The sequence below is a fragment of the Priestia sp. RMT2NF4 genome (assembly GCF_047872835.1).
Taxonomy (GTDB): domain Bacteria; phylum Bacillota; class Bacilli; order Bacillales; family Bacillaceae_H; genus Priestia; species Priestia zanthoxyli.
In genome coordinates, this window is the sequence record NZ_JBLQZO010000012.1 from 30,804 (window position 1) to 49,040 (window position 18,237).

Genomic DNA, 18,237 nt, shown 5'->3' on the forward strand with positions numbered 1-18,237 from the left:
GTCAACTAACGTTTCGTAGTTTTTTTAAAAAACATCCATTCTAGAGTAATGATTTTATAATTAGTCGATTGTTACCGTTTCTTCAGCTTGGTTTTTGATTGGTTCAGCATTACGATATCTCGTCATACCTGTACCAGCCGGAACTAGCTTACCAATGATAACATTCTCTTTAAGTCCAAGCAACTCATCACGTTTTCCTTTGATTGCAGCATCTGTAAGAACACGAGTTGTTTCTTGGAATGACGCAGCAGATAAGAAGGAATCAGTTTCAAGAGATGCTTTTGTAATACCAAGTAATACAGGACGGCCTGTCGCTGGACGATTGCCTTCAAGTAATACTTTTTCATTAGCATCAGTGAATTGGTGAATATCAAGTAATGAACCTGGTAATACATCTGTATCTCCTGAATCCATTACGCGCACTTTACGAAGCATTTGGCGAACCATTACCTCTACGTGTTTATCTCCAATTTCTACCCCTTGCATACGGTATACTTTTTGCACCTCACGAAGCAAGTACTCTTGTACAGCCGTGATGTCTTTTACTTTTAGTAATTCTTTAGGATCAATTGAACCTTCCGTTAATTCTTGACCACGTGCAATGCGCTGTCCTTCAATAACTTTCAGGCGTGCACTGTACGGAGCTGTGTAAGAACGAGTTTCAATCTCTCCTTGAACAGTAATTTCGTGCTGACGATCGCGTCCTTCAGAAATGCCGGCAATTGTACCTTCAATTTCAGAAATAACGGCTTGACCTTTAGGGTTACGCGCTTCGAAGATCTCTTGGATACGCGGTAAACCTTGAGTGATATCGTCTCCAGCAACCCCACCTGTATGGAATGTACGCATCGTTAACTGTGTACCTGGCTCACCGATAGATTGAGCAGCGATGATACCAACTGCCTCACCCACTTCAACTTCTGAACCAGTTGCAAGGTTACGACCGTAACATTTTTTACATACACCGTGGCGAGTGTTACATGTGAATGCAGAACGAATCCATACTTCTTCAACACCAGCATCCACAATTGTTTCAGCTAGGTCTTCTGTAATTAATTCGTTTTCTTTCACTAACACTTCGTTTGTTCCTGGGTGAAGTAGTGTTTTTCTTGCATAACGTCCAATTAGACGCTCATCAAGTTTCTCAATTTCTTCTGTTCCTTCTTTGATTGCAACAGCCAGAATACCGCGGTCTGTACCACAGTCGTCATCACGTACGATAACGTCTTGTGCCACGTCAACCAGACGACGAGTAAGGTAACCTGAGTCAGCTGTTTTAAGAGCCGTATCGGCAAGACCTTTACGTGCACCATGGGTAGAGATAAAGTACTCTAATACTGTTAAACCTTCACGGAAACTAGATTTGATTGGTAACTCAATGATACGACCGGACGGGTTGGCCATTAGTCCACGCATACCTGCAAGCTGAGTGAAGTTAGATGCGTTACCACGGGCACCAGAGTCACTCATCATGAAGATTGGGTTGCGTTTGTCTAATGACGCCATTAATTTACCTTGGATAACGTCTTTCGCGCTACTCCATACAGAGATAACACGCTCATAACGCTCATCTTCAGTAATTAAACCGCGACGGAATTGTTTTAGTACGTTATCTACTTTAGCTTGCGCTTCTGTTAAGATAACTTCTTTTTCTCCTAAAACCACGATATCAGCTACACCAACTGTAATACCAGCTTTAGTAGAATATTTGAAACCTAGGTCTTTCATACGGTCAAGCATTTTAGAAGTCTCAGTAATTTTGAAACGTTTAAATACTTCAGCGATAATATTACCTAAGATTTTTTTCTTAAACGGTGCGATAGCCGGTTGATTCTTGATGAATTCCTTCACATCTGCACCTTTTTCAACAAAGTACTTCTCAGGAGTTTTCACTTCTAAGTTTTCTCTTGTTGGTTCGTTAATGTATGGGAACGATTTTGGTAAAATTTCGTTGAAAACTAATTTACCAACCGTTGTAACAAGCAACTGTTGATTTTGTGCTTCTGTAAACGTTTCGTTGTTTAAAGAACCTGCATACACACCTACACGTGTATGAAGATGCACATAACCGTTTTGGTACGCTAATAGTGCTTCATTTGTATCCTTGAACACCATGCCTTCTCCAACTGCCTCTTCACGCTCAAGCGTTAAGTAGTAGTTACCTAATACCATATCCTGTGAAGGTGTAACAACTGGTTTACCATCTTTAGGGTTCAAGATATTTTGAGCAGCAAGCATTAAGATACGTGCTTCTGCTTGTGCTTCCGCAGATAATGGAACGTGAACCGCCATTTGGTCACCGTCAAAGTCAGCGTTATATGCTGTACATACAAGCGGATGAAGACGAATAGCGCGACCTTCTACAAGCGTAGGTTCAAATGCTTGAATACCTAGTCTGTGTAGCGTTGGTGCACGGTTTAAAAGAACTGGGTGCTCTTTAATAACCGATTCTAATACGTCCCATACTTCAGGTTGCACACGTTCAATTTTACGTTTTGCACTCTTGATGTTATGAGCTAAACCGCGTTCAACAAGCTCTTTCATTACGAAAGGTTTGAAAAGCTCTAACGCCATTTCTTTTGGAAGACCACATTGATACATCTTTAAGTTCGGACCTACAACGATTACCGAACGGCCAGAGTAGTCAACACGTTTACCTAATAAGTTTTGACGGAAGCGACCTTGCTTACCTTTTAACATGTGAGAAAGAGATTTTAATGGACGGTTACCTGGTCCTGTTACCGGACGGCCACGACGACCATTATCGATTAATGCATCTACAGCTTCTTGAAGCATACGCTTTTCGTTTTGAACGATAATGCTAGGAGCTCCAAGGTCTAATAAACGCTTTAAGCGGTTGTTACGGTTAATTACACGGCGATATAAATCATTTAGATCAGACGTAGCAAAGCGTCCACCATCTAATTGAACCATTGGACGAAGTTCTGGCGGAATAACCGGTAGAACGTCTAAAATCATCCAAGAAGGTTCGTTACCAGAATGACGGAAAGCCTCTAGTACCTCTAAACGTTTAATAGCACGTGTACGACGTTGACCTTGAGCAGTTTTCAATTCTTCTTTCAAAGCATCTACTTCTTTATCAAGATCGATGTCATGCAATAATTTTTTAACAGCTTCAGCACCCATTGCTGCATGGAAAGTTTGTCCGTACTTCTCACGATACGCACGGTATTCTTTCTCTGATAAAAGCTGTTTCTTTTCAAGTGGTGTATCACCAGCATCTGTTACTACATAAGAAGCAAAATAAATGATTTCCTCTAGCGCACGAGGGGACATGTCTAAGACAAGTCCCATGCGGCTAGGAATACCTTTGAAGTACCAAATATGTGAAACAGGTGCAGCTAGTTCGATGTGACCCATGCGTTCACGACGAACTTTTGCGCGCGTAACTTCTACGCCACAACGATCACATACAACACCTTTATAACGAACGCGCTTATATTTTCCGCAGTGACATTCCCAGTCCTTTTGTGGACCAAAAATACGCTCACAGAATAAGCCGTCTTTTTCAGGTTTTAACGTACGATAGTTGATCGTTTCAGGTTTTTTTACCTCACCGTACGACCAAGAACGAATTTTATCTGGCGAAGCTAGACCGATTTTCATATACTCAAAGTTATTTACATCTAGCAAGGAGCCTACCTCCCTTTTAATCTACAGGTTTTTTCCCTTAACGTTTATATGAAAGTAATTCCTTACTCTTTTGTGACAGGATCTTTTTGTCCTTCAGAAAGGCTTTCTTCGTTATCTGCAATAATTGATTCTGTTGGTTGCTCATGGTCCTCTTCTGAGTCCATGATATCAATTTCTTGCTCGTCAGCAGAAAGCATCTTCACATCCATACCTAAACTTTGTAGTTCTTTGATTAATACTTTGAACGATTCAGGTATGCCAGGTTCTGGAATGTTTTCACCTTTAACAATTGCTTCGTATGTTTTCACACGACCTACTACGTCGTCTGATTTCACTGTTAAGATCTCTTGTAATGTATAAGCAGCACCGTATGCTTCAAGTGCCCATACTTCCATCTCACCAAAACGCTGTCCACCGAACTGCGCTTTACCACCAAGTGGTTGTTGTGTAACAAGTGAGTATGGTCCAGTAGAACGAGCGTGAAGTTTATCGTCTACCATGTGAGCAAGTTTGATCATGTACATGATTCCTACTGATACACGGTTATCGAATGGTTCACCTGTTCGACCATCATATAGAACTGTTTTAGCATCACGAGACATGCCAGCTTCTTCGATTGTTGCCCAAACATCTTCCTCACGCGCACCATCAAATACTGGAGACGCAACGTGAATGCCAAGCTTACGAGCAGCCATACCTAAATGAAGCTCTAGCACCTGACCGATGTTCATACGAGATGGTACCCCTAATGGGTTTAACATGATGTCAATTGGCGTACCGTCTGGTAGGTAAGGCATATCTTCTTCCGGTAAAATACGTGAAATTACACCTTTGTTACCGTGACGACCGGCCATTTTGTCACCTTCAGAAATTTTACGCTTCTGAACAATGTATACACGGACTAATTGGTTTACACCTGGTGGTAATTCGTCGCCATCTTCACGGTTGAAGACTTTAACATCAAGGATAATTCCACCGCCGCCGTGCGGTACACGAAGAGAAGTATCACGAACTTCACGCGCTTTTTCACCGAAAATAGCGTGTAGAAGACGTTCTTCAGCTGTTAGTTCTGTTACACCTTTTGGCGTTACTTTACCAACTAAAAGATCTCCATCTTTTACTTCTGCACCAATGCGGATGATTCCACGCTCATCTAAGTTGCGAAGCGCATCTTCACCTACGTTTGGAATGTCACGCGTAATTTCTTCAGGTCCAAGTTTCGTATCACGAGACTCAGATTCATATTCTTCAATATGAACAGACGTATATACATCGTCTTTCACAAGGCGTTCACTCATGATGATGGCATCCTCATAGTTGTAACCATCCCATGTCATGAAACCAACCATTACGTTTCGTCCTAAAGCAAGCTCACCTTTTTCCATTGAAGGACCGTCGGCTAAGATCTCACCTTTTACTACTTCGTCGCCAACTGAAACAATTGGACGCTGGTTGTAACAAGTACCTTGGTTAGAACGAACGAATTTTAATAATTTGTATTGATCTAAGTTACCTTTAACTTTTTGTCCGTCTACTTCTTCATAGCGGCGAACAAAAATTTGTTTTGCTTCTACGCGCTCTACAACGCCAGGGTATTTACAAATCACGGCTGCACCAGAGTCTTTACCAGATACATATTCCATACCTGTACCTACGATTGGTGCTTCAGGATTTAATAAAGGTACTGCTTGACGTTGCATGTTCGCACCCATTAATGCACGGTTAGAGTCATCGTTCTCTAAGAATGGGATACATGCTGTAGCGGCAGATACAACTTGTTTTGGTGATACATCCATATAGTCTAAACGATCGCGACGGATAACCGTGTTTTCTCCACGGAAACGTGCAACGACATTTTCATCTAAGAATGAACCATCATCACCTAGACGAGCGTTCGCTTGGGCTACAACATAGTTATCTTCTTCATCAGCTGTTAAGTAGTCAATTCGCTCTGTCACTTTACCTGTTTCAGGATCGATACGACGGTAAGGTGTTTCGATGAAACCGAATTTGTTTACTTTTGCATAAGAAGAAAGTGAGTTGATTAACCCGATATTCGGACCCTCTGGCGTTTCAATCGGACACATACGGCCATAGTGGGAGTAGTGAACGTCACGCACTTCGAAACCAGCGCGTTCACGCGTTAAACCACCAGGTCCTAGAGCTGAAAGACGACGTTTGTGCGTCAATTCGCCTAATGGATTCGTTTGATCCATGAACTGTGATAATTGAGAACTTCCAAAGAACTCTTTAATCGCCGCAATAACTGGACGAATATTAATTAATTGTTGAGGTGTGATTGTATTCGTGTCTTGAATTGACATTCTTTCACGAACAACACGTTCCATACGAGATAAACCGATACGGAATTGGTTTTGTAACAATTCACCTACAGAACGCAGACGACGGTTACCTAAGTGGTCGATATCATCTGTGTCTCCTACTTGATGAAGCAAGTTAAAGAAGTAACTGATTGATGCTAAAATATCAGCAGGTGTGATATTTTTAACTTCTTCTGTTACATAAGCGTTGCCTGATACAGTGATGACTTTTTCACCTTCTGGATCATTTGGCGCATAAATCTTAATAGATTGTAATGTAACATCGTCTTCTACTACTCCACCAACCGGACTATAAGTTTTGAAGTTTACGCCACCTTCAAGCATCGGAATCAAGCGATCTAGCAGACGGCGATCAATCATTGCGCCTTTTTCTGCAATAATTTCACCTGTTTCAGGATCAACTAATGTTTCAGCTAGCTTTTGATTAAATAAGCGATGTTTGATATGAAGCTTTTTATTAATTTTATAGCGACCTACGTTCGCTAAGTCATATCGTTTTGGATCAAAGAAGCGAGATACTAATAGAGACTTCGCATTCTCAACTGTCGGTGGTTCACCCGGACGTAAACGCTCATAGATTTCTAATAGCGCTTTTTCCGTTGTTTCCGTATTATCTTTTTCAAGCGTATTACGGATGTATTCATTATCACCGATTAAATCGATAATCTCTTGGTCAGAACCGAAACCTAGCGCGCGTAACAGCACTGTTACTGGCAGTTTACGAGTACGATCAATACGCACGTATACTACATCTTTTGCATCAGTTTCATATTCTAGCCATGCACCACGGTTAGGGATAACAGTTGCTGTATATCCTTTTTTACCGTTTTTATCAAGCTTTCCACTATAGTAAACACTTGGTGAACGAACCAACTGTGATACGATAACACGCTCAGCACCATTAATTACAAAGGTACCTGTTTCGGTCATCAATGGGAAATCTCCCATGAACACATCTTGGTCTTTTACTTCACCTGTTTCTTTATTAATTAACCGCACCTTAACACGAAGAGGTGCTGCATAAGTTACATCACGTTCTTTAGACTCTCCTACTGAATACTTTGGCTCACCTAAGCTGTAATCAATAAATTCTAGTGATAAGTTACCTGTAAAATCATCAATTGGAGAAATATCTTGGAACATTTCTCGTAAACCTTCATCTAAAAACCATTGGTATGAAGCCGTTTGAATCTCGATTAAGTTCGGTAACTCTAAAACTTCACTAATACGAGCATAACTTCTGCGTTGGCGGTGGCGTCCATACTGAACTAGTTGACCTGTCAACTGATTCACCCCTCAAATCAAGCGTTATTATTCAAAATATATAATAAACCATATGTTTATTATTGAACAAAAGAAAAATGGTCTCTTTAAATAGAAAACCACAATTTCATAAAAACGTACTATTGATTTTATTAGTTTTTCCCATATAATTCAAAATTATACCTTTTATTTTATGTATAACCCGAGCTTATATGGAATATTTATATATTGGCATTTTATAATGCTAACATACTAAAAAATATTAGTCAACATTTTTTAGCACATATGATATAATATCCTTTTTTCTTTTCTACTACTTCTACTTCATTAAATAGAGATTCTAATTTCGCAAGAGCAGATGGCGCTCCTTGCTTTTTCTGAATCACAATCCAAAGTTCTCCTTGGTCAGCAAGGTGATCTAATGACTTTTCTAGAATTTCATGAACAACTTTTTTACCCGCACGGATCGGCGGATTACTAAGAATAGCTGCAAAATTCGTTTCCTTCACATTTTCATAGCAAGAGCTTTGATAGATTGAAACATTTGATACTGAATTAACTTCAGCATTTTTTTGAGCTAGTGCTAATGCACGTTCATTAACATCGACCATATGAACGTTTCTTTGGCTATCCTCTTTTGCAAGAGCCAACCCAATCGGGCCATATCCGCACCCAACATCCAGAAGCGGGCCGGGACTCTCAGGCATTTGAAACGTTTCAATTAACAGGCGCGATCCAAAATCGATCTCTTTTTTTGAAAAAACACCGCTGTCACTCGTAAATGAAAAAGAGGTTCCTCTCAATTCAAATGAAAAGCGCTCTTCATTACTTGCAGACGATGGTGTATTAGAAAAATAATGTTCTGTCAAAATAGAACCTCCTAATCAATATGTTCTTCTTTACTATAAATGAAAAGGATGACAGAAGCAAAAAAGCTCGCTTGTACAAGCGAGCTTTTTTATATCAGTTGTTAAGCAATAATTACTTAACTTCTACAGAAGCGCCAACTTCTTCAAGTTTAGCTTTTGCTTCTTCAGCTTCTTCTTTAGAAATACCTTCTTTAAGAGCTTTTGGAGCGTTATCAACGATTTCTTTAGCTTCTTTTAAGCCAAGACCAGTGATTTCACGTACTACTTTGATAACTTTGATTTTTTGTCCGCCAGCACTTTCAAGTACTAGGTCAAATTCAGTTTTCTCAGCAGCAGCTTCACCAGCAGCACCGCCAGCTACAGCTACAGGAGCAGCAGCAGTTACGCCAAATTCTTCTTCGATTGCTTTTACTAAATCGTTAAGTTCTAAAACAGTCATATTTTTAACTGCTTCAATGATTTGTTCTTGAGTCATTGTTAATTTCCTCCTTGTGATTGTGTTATATATAACAGACTAGATTATGCACCTTGTTCTTCTTTTTGATCTGCCACAGCTTTTGTAGCAAGAGCAAGGTTGCGAATTGGAGCTTGAAGCACGCTAAGCAACATAGAAAGTAAGCCTTCGCGAGATGGTAGTTCTGCAAGTGCTTTAATTTCTTCAACAGATGCAACATTACCTTCAATTACACCAGCTTTGATTTCTAACGCTTCGTGTTCTTTAGCGAAGTTGTTTAAAATTTTAGCTGGAGCAACAACATCTTCTCCACCAAATGCGATTGCATTTGGACCTACTAACGCATCATTAAGATCTGTTAGTTCAAGTTTTTCTACAGCACGGCGAGTTAAAGTGTTTTTGTAAACTTTGAACTCAATGCCTGCTTCACGTAATTGCTTACGAAGTTCAGTAACTTCAGCAACATTCAAACCACGGTAGTCAACGACAACTATTGAGTTACTCGCTTGAAGTTTTTCAGCAATTTCGTCTACGACTTGTTTCTTTTGTTCAATTACGTTGCTCATCTTTACACCTCCTGTAGATTTCCTTCCGTACACTCAGACAAGGTGCAATAAAAAACCTCCATGACAATAAAGACATGGAGGTGTAGTAAGCGAACCATAACGTTTCACTAATTTATCTCACACACCTCGGTAGGAAATTAAGCTTTGCAGCACCTACTGTCTACGGTACAAATGTTATTCTTTTTAACAACATTATCTATTATAATCAGGGACTTTCAAAAAGTCAACACCGATTTATTTCCAAATTTATTAAGCAGAGAATGAAGCAGTATCAACTTTGATACCAGGGCCCATTGTTGAAGTAACAGCTACGTTCTTCATGTATGTGCCTTTTGCTGCTGCCGGCTTAGCTTTTACCATAGTTTCGAAGATTGTAGTGAAGTTTTCAACTAACTTGCTCTCTTCGAAAGATACTTTACCGATTGGTACGTGGATGTTACCAGCTTTATCAACACGGTATTCTACTTTACCAGCTTTGATTTCGTTAACTGCTTTTTGAACATCAAATGTTACTGTACCAGTTTTAGGGTTTGGCATTAAACCTTTAGGTCCTAATACACGACCAAGTTTACCAACTTCACCCATCATGTCTGGAGTAGCTACGATTACATCGAACTCGAACCAACCTTGTTGGATTTTGTTGATGTAGTCAGCATCGCCAACGTAGTCAGCGCCTGCAGCTTCAGCTTCTTTAGCTTTTTCGCCTTTAGCGAATACTAATACACGTTGAGTTTTACCTGTACCGTTTGGTAGTACTACTGCACCACGAATTTGTTGGTCAGCTTTCTTAGGGTCAACTCCTAAACGGAATGCTACTTCTACAGTTGCATCAAATTTAGTTGTGTTTGTTTTCTTTACTAATTCAATCGCTTCTTGTACTGAATAAGTTTGTGTACGATCTACAAGCTTAGCAGCTTCAACGTACTTTTTACCTTTTTTAGCCATTTTTGTTTCCTCCTTATGTGGTTTTAACGGAATAACCTCCCACTAATAAAGGTTGCGAGCATAGGAAAACTTCCATTTCTCGCAACCTTCTAACACCCAATCAAATGGAATTAGTCTTCAACTACGATTCCCATACTGCGCGCTGTACCTTCTACCATGCGCATTGCAGATTCAACGCTAGCAGCGTTTAAGTCAGGCATTTTAGTTTCAGCAATCTCACGCACTTTGTCACGCTTGACTGTTGCAACTTTATTACGGTTTGGTTCACCAGAACCAGACTCAATACCAGCCGCTTTCTTAAGTAGTACAGCAGCAGGTGGAGTTTTCGTAATAAATGTAAATGAACGGTCTTCAAATACCGTGATTTCAACAGGAATGATAAGACCAGCTTGATCAGCTGTGCGAGCGTTAAACTCCTTACAGAAACCCATGATGTTAACACCGGCTTGACCTAATGCAGGACCAACTGGTGGCGCTGGATTTGCTTTACCTGCAGGAATTTGTAACTTAACAAGTTTAATTACTTTTTTAGCCACGAGACACACCTCCTTAAGTCCGTGATGTGGTAATAGGGCGATGCCCTCCCACTCAATGTTCTTTATATATAAAATAAAGAAATAGTTGTTTTAGTCTCTAGTTTTGAGACATACTGACTTATGAAATATTAACATTAAACTTCATGAATTGCAAGGTCTTACAGATTATATTTTTTCAATTTGTGTAAAGTCTAGCTCTACTGGCGTTTGTCTTCCGAACATATCGACATGAACCTTAACTTTACGTTTATCTGTATCGATTTCTTCAATGGTACCTTCGAAGTTTGCAAACGGACCTTCTTGAACCAATACTGTTTCTTTTAGTTCAAAGTCAAAGTCAGCATGCTGCTCGTCCATGCCCATTTGTTTTAAGATCATTTCTACTTCTTCTGGTAGAAGAGCAGTTGGCTTTGATCCAGAACCTGCTGAACCTACAAAGCCCGTAACGCCAGGTGTATTACGAACTACATACCATGAATCATCTGTCATGATGATTTCAACTAACACGTACCCTGGGAATACTTTTTTCTTTGTAATCTTTTCTTTGTTGTTCTTAATTTCTCTTTCTTCTTCTTCAGGAACAACAACGCGGAAAATTTTATCTTGCATACCCATTGTTTCTACGCGCTTTTCTAAATTTGTTTTTACTTTATTTTCATATCCAGAATAAGTATGGACTACATACCAATTTTTCTCCATTTCTGAGGACTATACGTCCTTCCCTCCCAGCTCACTATAAAATAAGATGTCCTAATCTATTGCACAGACAACGTACTAGGAAAATAGTTGACTCCTAGCACAATCATTCTTAAAGCAAATTAAAAAACCCGTCTCCGGGCTTTTCTGAAAAAAACATAATTTAGCTTTATTATACCATGATTTAAGTCAATTTATTCAAGGGATTAAACGAATAAGTGACGAAATTCCGTAATCAACTACTACAAAAAAGAGTGTCATAAATACAACTGTAGAAATAACAGTAATTGTATAACGAGTTAGCTCATTTTTTTTAGGCCAACTTACCTTCTTCATCTCACGCCCAACATCACGCAAGAAATTTCCTACACGGTTCATGTTTGTAACCTCCAATAAATTAAAAGGGGTATTAGTCTGTGCAGATTATTGATCTACTTTGTTTCACGATGAATCGTATGTGCGTTACACGTTTTGCAAAACTTCTTCATTTCTAAACGCTCTTCGTTTTGCTGTGTGTTTTTCATAGTCGTATAGTTACGACTAGCGCATTGCACACACGCAAGTACAACTTTTTTACGCATAATGTCAACCACCTATAGAGTGATAATGTCTATAAAAAAGTATCACAGACTTTCTTAGCATGTCAATATGAGGATAGAAGGCTACATTGTGATTTCACGAATCTCGAGGTAGCGCTCTAATTTCCTCTTCACACGCTGAAGTGCATTATCGATGGATTTGACGTGGCGGTTTAACTCTTCTGAAATTTCTTGATAAGATTGACCATCTAAATAAAGAACGAGAACTTTTCGCTCAAGATCACTTAACAGTTCAGCCATCTTTAATTCAATATCATCAAACTTCTCTCGATTAATGAGCAACTCTTCTGGATTTGCTACTTTTGTCCCCGAAATAACATCCATTAAGGTTCGGTCGGACTCTTCATCATATATTGGCTTGTCCAATGATACATAAGAGTTTAATGGAATATGTTTTTGCCTTGTTGCGGTTTTAATAGCGGTAATAATTTGCCTGGTAATGCAAAGTTCAGCAAAAGCTTTAAACGAAGTTAGCTTATCTTCTCTAAAATCTCTAATTGCCTTGTATAACCCTATCATACCTTCTTGTACAATATCTTCACGGTCTGCCCCAATTAAAAAATACGACCGCGCCTTTGCTCGCACAAAGTTTTTGTATTTATGAATCAAATACTCTAATGCGTCAATATCGCCTTTATGCACAAGATCGACAACTGTTTCATCCTCTTGTTGTTCGAAATGAGCATGCAGTTTTCTCCCATAAGTATCGCCCATATCGATCCCCCCGACCGCACAGTAGATAGAAATATTATACAGTAGCTAATTCCGTACCGTCAATAACCTCACCGCTGTCCCCGGCGCCATTTTTCGAAAATTTCGGCTACTTGATTGGAAAGTTGAATGCGTGCCGCTGGCTTTTGATTTTGAATAGACTTCACATCAAGATTAATATGTTTCTCAATTTGCTCAATTTCGTTGTACAATTCTCGAGCAGAAATTCTAAGCGCACCTTGTCCAAAGATTGCCCACTGCTCCGTAAAATCAGATGTAGCAACATGAATCTGTGTCTTTACATTGTTTAGCTCTTGAGCCAGCTTTTCAATGTACTCATCCGCTGTTTCATTTTCTCGTGTAAATACAACGTCAACCTTATGATTTTTTGCCTTCTTTTCAATTCCTTCGACCATATGAGCATCGAAGACAATAATGACACGATACCCCATATATGCTTGATACTCTGCCATCTTTTCAATTAACAGGTCTCGAGCACCCGCTAAATCATTATCTCTAAGCTTTCTTAGGTCGGGCCACGCACCTATCATGTTATAACCATCCACCAGTAGAATATCCATTTTTATTCACCTAGAGGATGGCGTTTTCGGTAAACCTCATACATGAGAAGACTAGCTGCTACAGATGCATTTAACGATGTAACATGCCCAACCATTGGAAGCTGTACAAGAAAGTCGCATTTTTCACGAATCAAACGACTCATGCCTTTTCCTTCACTTCCAATCACTAACGTAAGCGGCATACCTCCATCTAAGTTGCGGTAATCGTCACTTTCTTTCGCATCCGTTCCAACAATCCATACGCCTCGATCTTTTAATTCATCAATCGTCCTTGATAGGTTTGTTACCCTTGCTACAGGAATATGTTCAATCGCTCCTGTAGACGCCTTTGCTACAGTGGCCGTTAATCCAACTGAACGGCGCTTTGGAATAATGATACCGTGTGCGCCAACGGCATCGGCTGTTCGCATAATAGAACCTAAATTATGGGGATCTTCGAGCTCATCTAACAGAAGGAAAAACGGACTTTCATTACGTTTTTCCGCTAAGTTAAATAAATCATCTAACTCTGCATACTGATAAGCAGCAACTTGTGCAGCTACTCCTTGATGAATACCGTCTACCATTTGCTCAATTTTCTTTTTCGGTACAAACTGCACCAATACACCATTACGTTTTGCTAACTGCGTGATTTGCCCCATAGAACCGCCTTGCGATCCTTCGGCAATCCATAGTTTGTTAATGTCACGCCCAGACTTTAGGGCTTCTAGGACCGGATTACGTCCAATGATAAATTCATGTTCCATGATTCATTCCTCCCTCTCCTTCATCGACGAAAGAGATAGCTTTAGTAATAAGTTCCATCATTCTTTCTTCTTCACCTAAAAGATACAAATAGCCTACGACCGCTTCAAATGCTGTACTGTAGCGATACGTTTGCACATCTGTGTTTTTAGGGACTGTACCAGACTTTGCATTGCGTCCTCGGCGCAGTACACCTTCTTCTTCTTCAGTAAAAAAGTTTTCATTTTTAAAATAATATACGATTTGTGCTTGTGCTTTTGCTGATACATATTTTTTAGCTTTATTATGAAGCTGGTTAGGGCGCACTGTCCCTAACACCAGCAGGTGGCGGCGAACATGTAAATCAAACACCGCATCACCCATATAAGCAAGAGCTAAGCTATTTAGCTGTTTTACATCTAATTTACTGCTGCTCATAACACTATTATCCTCTTTTCCATCTTGTTCCTTGCGCCGTATCTTCTAAAATAATATTTTTAGCCTTTAATTCATCTCGAATTTGATCTGCTAATTGGAAATTACGATCTTTACGAGCTTGAATACGATCTTGGATCAATTGATCAATTTCTTCGTCTAAAAGTTCAGCTTCTCCAAATGCAATGCCTATTGCAGCACCTAGTTCTTTAAACTCTTTAATAAAGGCTTCAATTACATCTGTAGACGTTGTTTGTTCTAATAAATACAAGTTAGCTTGCTTTGCTAGCTCGAACAGAACAGAAATGGCATTTGCCGTATTAAAATCATCATCCATCTCTTCAACAAAGGTCTCGCGAAGCTCTTTTAGCTTTTCAAACCATTCTGAAGCATCTTCTTGAAGATTTGTTGCTGCCTCTAGACGGTGAGTTAAGTTGCCGTAAGCTGTTTGCAGACGCTCAAACCCTTTGCGCGTATTCTCTAAAATTTCTTCGTTATAGTTAATTGGGTGACGATAGTGAACAGATAAAATAAAGAATCGAAGTAGGGAAGGATCATGCTTTTTAATAATGTCATGAACTAACACGAAGTTCCCTAGTGATTTAGACATCTTTTCATTATCAATATTGATATATCCGTTATGAAGCCAGTATTTCGCAAACGATTTCCCAGTGAGCGCTTCTGATTGAGCAATTTCATTTTCGTGATGAGGGAAAGCTAAATCCTGACCTCCCGCGTGGATATCAATTGTATCACCTAAATACTTGCGCGCCATCGCCGAGCATTCAATATGCCAGCCTGGTCTTCCTTGACCCCAAGGACTATCCCATGCAATCTCTCCATCTTTGGTTGCTTTCCAAAGAGTAAAGTCTAATGGATCTTCTTTCTTTTCTCCAACTTCGATACGAGCACCGGATTGCAATTCATCAATGGACTGATGTGATAATTTTCCGTATCCTTCAAATTTACGCGTACGATAGTATACGTCGCCCTCTGACTCATACGCATAGCCTTTTTTCACCAGTTCATCAATGAATTCAATAATGATATCCATATTTTCAGTTACGCGTGGATGCACATCGGCATGCTTGCATCCAAGAGCTGACGTATCTTCAAAGTAGGCATCGATAAAGCGGTTTGCGATCGTTGGAACATCTTCTCCTAACTCTTTTGCTGCCTTAATTAATTTATCATCCACATCTGTGAAGTTTGAGACATACTCCACGTCGTAGCCTCTAAATTCTAAATAGCGGCGCACCGTATCAAATACGATCGCAGGACGTGCATTTCCAATATGAATATAGTTATACACGGTCGGTCCGCACACGTACATTTTGACTTTGTTTTCTTCTAGCGGTACAAACGTCTCTTTTTGACGTGTTAACGTGTTATATAGCTTAATTGCCATGGTGAATCTTCCCTTCTTTTAATTCCTTTAATTGATTTTGCAGGTGTAAAATTTCTTTCTCTAGCTGTTTGAAACGCTCTGCATCTGGATCTGGCAAATCTTGATGATTCAAATCTTTTGGAATCCGGACGCCATTTTGAATGACGACTCGGCCAGGGATACCAACAACCGTTGAGTTTTCTGGGACGTCATTTAACACAACTGAGCCTGCTCCAATTTTGGAGTGCGCATGAATCGTAATCGACCCTAGCACTTTAGCACCTGTTGCAATTAAGACATTGTCTTCAATCGTCGGGTGACGCTTTCCTTTTTCTTTCCCTGTTCCTCCGAGTGTTACTCCTTGATATACTGTTACATTATCTCCAATTTCGCACGTTTCCCCAATAACAATTCCCATTCCGTGGTCAATAAAAAAGCGGCGGCCAATTTTCGCACCCGGATGAATTTCAATCCCTGTGAAGAATCGGCTAATTTGTGAGATTACACGTGCCAGAAAAAACCACTTTCTTTTAAAAAGCCCGTGAGCGAATCTATGTGCCCAAATAGCATGCAACCCTGAATAGGTTAATATCACTTCAATATAACTTCTTGCTGCAGGATCTTGTTCAAATATGGCCTCAATGTCTTCCTTTAACAACTTTAGCATCATCTCACCCCAATTCCGCTATTCCTTTATCTACTCATTGATTGTATAAAAAAACGCCCCTATGTCAAATGACACAGAGACGTATATACGCGGTTCCACTCTGTTTGGATCAACAAACAATCCCAACTCTTCTCTCATAACGTGAAAGTAACCGCTTTTGCCTACTTACTTAGTAGCATTCAACAAAAGACTCAAAGGCGCACTTCAACAAGTTTTGTCATAGGTTACTTTCAGCCGGTGATAACCCTCTCTGATATGCAATGAACTTGCCTACTCTTCCTTCTCAACGATATCCATATTTGATTATTTTATCATATGGGCAAAATAGAAATTTGTTAACTATAAATGCTTTCTAGACGAGCTAAAACTGTTTCTTTCCCTAAAAGAGAAATAGCTTTTGGAAGCTCGGGACCGTGTGTTTCGCCTGTTGTTGCTACACGAATTGGCATAAATAGTTTTTTACCTTTTTGACCTGTTGCTTTTTGTACAGCCTTTGTTGCTGCCTTAATTTCATCAGCGCTGAATTCTTCTAAGGAAGAAATCTCTTCAGCAAATGCTTTTAACACTTCCGGTACTTGTTCTTCAGCAAGTACTGCTTTTGCTTCTTCACTGTAATCAATTTCTTTCTTAAAGAACATTTCAGTAAGTTCAACAATCTCAGCGCCAAAGCTCATTTGTTCTTGGTATAGAGCGACTAAGTCACGTACCCATTGTTCTGTTTCTGCATCGCGCGTTTCTTCAACTTTTCCAGCTTTCACTAAGTGAGGAACTGATAAAGCTACTACCTCGTCTAAATCCAATTGTTTCATGTATTGGTTGTTCATCCAACGTAATTTGCTTGTATCAAATAGTGCTGGAGATTTTGATAAACGAGCTGGGTCAAAAATTTCAATAAACTGTTCTTTAGAGAAAATTTCTTCTTCTCCCACAGGTGACCAGCCAAGCATTGTAATAAAATTAAATAGTGCTTCTGGCAAGTAGCCTAATTCTTTATATTGCTCGATAAACTGAATGATTGACTCATCACGTTTACTTAGCTTGCGACGATTTTCATTTACGATTAACGTCATATGACCAAATACAGGAGGCGTCCAGCCTAAAGCTTCATACACAAGAATTTGCTTCGGTGTATTGGAAATATGGTCATCTCCGCGTAGAACATGTGTCATCTTCATTAGATAATCATCAATGGCTACAGCGTAGTTATATGTTGGTGTACCGTCTTTTTTCACAATAACGAAATCACCAATGCCTTCAGACTCAAACGATACTTCATCTTTGACAATATCATTCCACTTAATTTCTGTGTTACTAGGAACACGGAAGCGAATGCTCGGCTCACGGCCTTCTGCTTCTAGTTCAGCACGCTGTTCAGCTGTTAAGTTACGGCACTTACCTGAATAGCGCGGCATTTGACTGTTCGCCTGCTGTTCTTCACGCTCTTTTTCAAGCTCTTCTGACGTACAGTAACAGTGATAAGCTAATCCTTTTTCAAGAAGTTCTTCCGTATATTTTTGATAGATTTCCGTACGTTCAGACTGGCGGTAAGGACCGTACTCCCCGCCTACGTCGATACTTTCATCCCATTCAATACCTAACCATTTTAAATAGCGCAGCTGACTTTCTTCGCCGCCTTCGATATTACGCTTTTGATCTGTATCTTCAATACGGATAATAAATTTACCGTTTTGATTTCGTGCAAATAAATAATTAAATAGTGCTGTTCTTGCATTCCCTATATGAAGATGTCCAGTTGGACTCGGGGCATAACGAACTCTTACTTCGCTTGACATAACTAAGATGACCTCC

The 18,237-nt window shown here is 39.7% G+C and carries 17 protein-coding genes and 2 other annotated features; all 17 genes read right to left on the minus strand.

The features are described 5' to 3' along the window. Positions 1-60: 60 nt before the first annotated feature. The 17 genes from rpoC to gltX all read right to left on the minus strand — a co-directional run bounded on the left by rpoC (position 61) and on the right by gltX (position 18,221). Positions 61-3,654 (minus strand): DNA-directed RNA polymerase subunit beta', encoded by a 3,594-nt coding sequence (rpoC, locus tag ACMX9J_RS25885; RefSeq protein ID WP_013081369.1) that lies wholly within the window; start codon positions 3,652-3,654, stop codon positions 61-63. A gap of 62 nt (positions 3,655-3,716) precedes the next feature. Beyond that, on the minus strand, positions 3,717-7,280 hold the full coding sequence (gene rpoB, locus ACMX9J_RS25890) for a DNA-directed RNA polymerase subunit beta (protein ID WP_028412662.1): 3,564 nt from the start codon (positions 7,278-7,280) through the stop codon (positions 3,717-3,719). Positions 7,281-7,525: 245 nt separating this feature from the next. Next, positions 7,526-8,128, minus strand: a complete 603-nt coding sequence (locus tag ACMX9J_RS25895) for a class I SAM-dependent methyltransferase (protein ID WP_034263652.1) — start codon at positions 8,126-8,128, stop codon at positions 7,526-7,528. A gap of 112 nt (positions 8,129-8,240) precedes the next feature. After that, positions 8,241-8,603, minus strand: coding sequence for a 50S ribosomal protein L7/L12 (gene rplL / locus ACMX9J_RS25900; protein ID WP_013054917.1), 363 nt, complete (start codon positions 8,601-8,603; stop codon positions 8,241-8,243). A 44-nt stretch (positions 8,604-8,647) separates the two neighbouring features. Further along, on the minus strand, positions 8,648-9,148 hold the full coding sequence (rplJ, locus tag ACMX9J_RS25905) for a 50S ribosomal protein L10 (RefSeq protein ID WP_013054916.1): 501 nt from the start codon (positions 9,146-9,148) through the stop codon (positions 8,648-8,650). Between the two features lie 40 nt (positions 9,149-9,188). Next, positions 9,189-9,332 (minus strand) — a sequence feature (ribosomal protein L10 leader region). A 65-nt stretch (positions 9,333-9,397) separates the two neighbouring features. Then, positions 9,398-10,093 (minus strand): 50S ribosomal protein L1, encoded by a 696-nt coding sequence (rplA, locus tag ACMX9J_RS25910; RefSeq protein WP_013054915.1) that lies wholly within the window; start codon positions 10,091-10,093, stop codon positions 9,398-9,400. A 110-nt stretch (positions 10,094-10,203) separates the two neighbouring features. Beyond that, the gene (gene rplK, locus ACMX9J_RS25915) at positions 10,204-10,629 is read right to left on the minus strand and encodes a 50S ribosomal protein L11 (RefSeq protein ID WP_013054914.1); all 426 of its coding nucleotides are present in this window, start codon (positions 10,627-10,629) and stop codon (positions 10,204-10,206) included. A 165-nt stretch (positions 10,630-10,794) separates the two neighbouring features. Then, positions 10,795-11,328 carry a transcription termination/antitermination protein NusG gene (gene nusG, locus ACMX9J_RS25920; RefSeq protein ID WP_014462032.1) on the minus strand — a complete coding sequence of 178 codons (534 nt, stop codon included), beginning with the start codon at positions 11,326-11,328 and terminating at the stop codon, positions 10,795-10,797. A gap of 195 nt (positions 11,329-11,523) precedes the next feature. Continuing rightward, positions 11,524-11,703 (minus strand): preprotein translocase subunit SecE, encoded by a 180-nt coding sequence (secE, locus tag ACMX9J_RS25925; RefSeq protein ID WP_013054912.1) that lies wholly within the window; start codon positions 11,701-11,703, stop codon positions 11,524-11,526. A gap of 53 nt (positions 11,704-11,756) precedes the next feature. Next, positions 11,757-11,906, minus strand: a complete 150-nt coding sequence (gene rpmG / locus ACMX9J_RS25930) for a 50S ribosomal protein L33 (protein WP_013081365.1) — start codon at positions 11,904-11,906, stop codon at positions 11,757-11,759. A gap of 81 nt (positions 11,907-11,987) precedes the next feature. Then, entirely contained in the window at positions 11,988-12,638 is a 651-nt protein-coding gene (sigH, locus tag ACMX9J_RS25935; protein ID WP_028412660.1) for an RNA polymerase sporulation sigma factor SigH, read from the minus strand. A gap of 68 nt (positions 12,639-12,706) precedes the next feature. Next, positions 12,707-13,216 carry an NYN domain-containing protein gene (locus ACMX9J_RS25940; RefSeq protein WP_013081364.1) on the minus strand — a complete coding sequence of 170 codons (510 nt, stop codon included), beginning with the start codon at positions 13,214-13,216 and terminating at the stop codon, positions 12,707-12,709. Between the two features lie 2 nt (positions 13,217-13,218). Next, positions 13,219-13,962, minus strand: coding sequence for a 23S rRNA (guanosine(2251)-2'-O)-methyltransferase RlmB (gene rlmB, locus ACMX9J_RS25945; RefSeq protein ID WP_014462034.1), 744 nt, complete (start codon positions 13,960-13,962; stop codon positions 13,219-13,221). Beyond that, positions 13,952-14,377, minus strand: a complete 426-nt coding sequence (locus ACMX9J_RS25950; protein ID WP_013054907.1) for a Mini-ribonuclease 3 — start codon at positions 14,375-14,377, stop codon at positions 13,952-13,954. Before ACMX9J_RS25950 ends, rlmB begins: the two co-directional genes overlap by 11 nt. A 7-nt stretch (positions 14,378-14,384) precedes the next feature. Continuing rightward, positions 14,385-15,782 carry a cysteine--tRNA ligase gene (gene cysS / locus ACMX9J_RS25955; protein WP_033580789.1) on the minus strand — a complete coding sequence of 466 codons (1,398 nt, stop codon included), beginning with the start codon at positions 15,780-15,782 and terminating at the stop codon, positions 14,385-14,387. Next, positions 15,772-16,428 carry a serine O-acetyltransferase gene (gene cysE / locus ACMX9J_RS25960; protein WP_025753192.1) on the minus strand — a complete coding sequence of 219 codons (657 nt, stop codon included), beginning with the start codon at positions 16,426-16,428 and terminating at the stop codon, positions 15,772-15,774. Before cysE ends, cysS begins: the two co-directional genes overlap by 11 nt. Before the next feature lie 72 nt (positions 16,429-16,500). Continuing rightward, positions 16,501-16,724: a binding site (T-box leader), on the minus strand. 39 nt (positions 16,725-16,763) lie between these two features. Beyond that, positions 16,764-18,221, minus strand: a complete 1,458-nt coding sequence (gltX, locus tag ACMX9J_RS25965) for a glutamate--tRNA ligase (protein WP_028412658.1) — start codon at positions 18,219-18,221, stop codon at positions 16,764-16,766. Positions 18,222-18,237 lie beyond the last annotated feature (16 nt).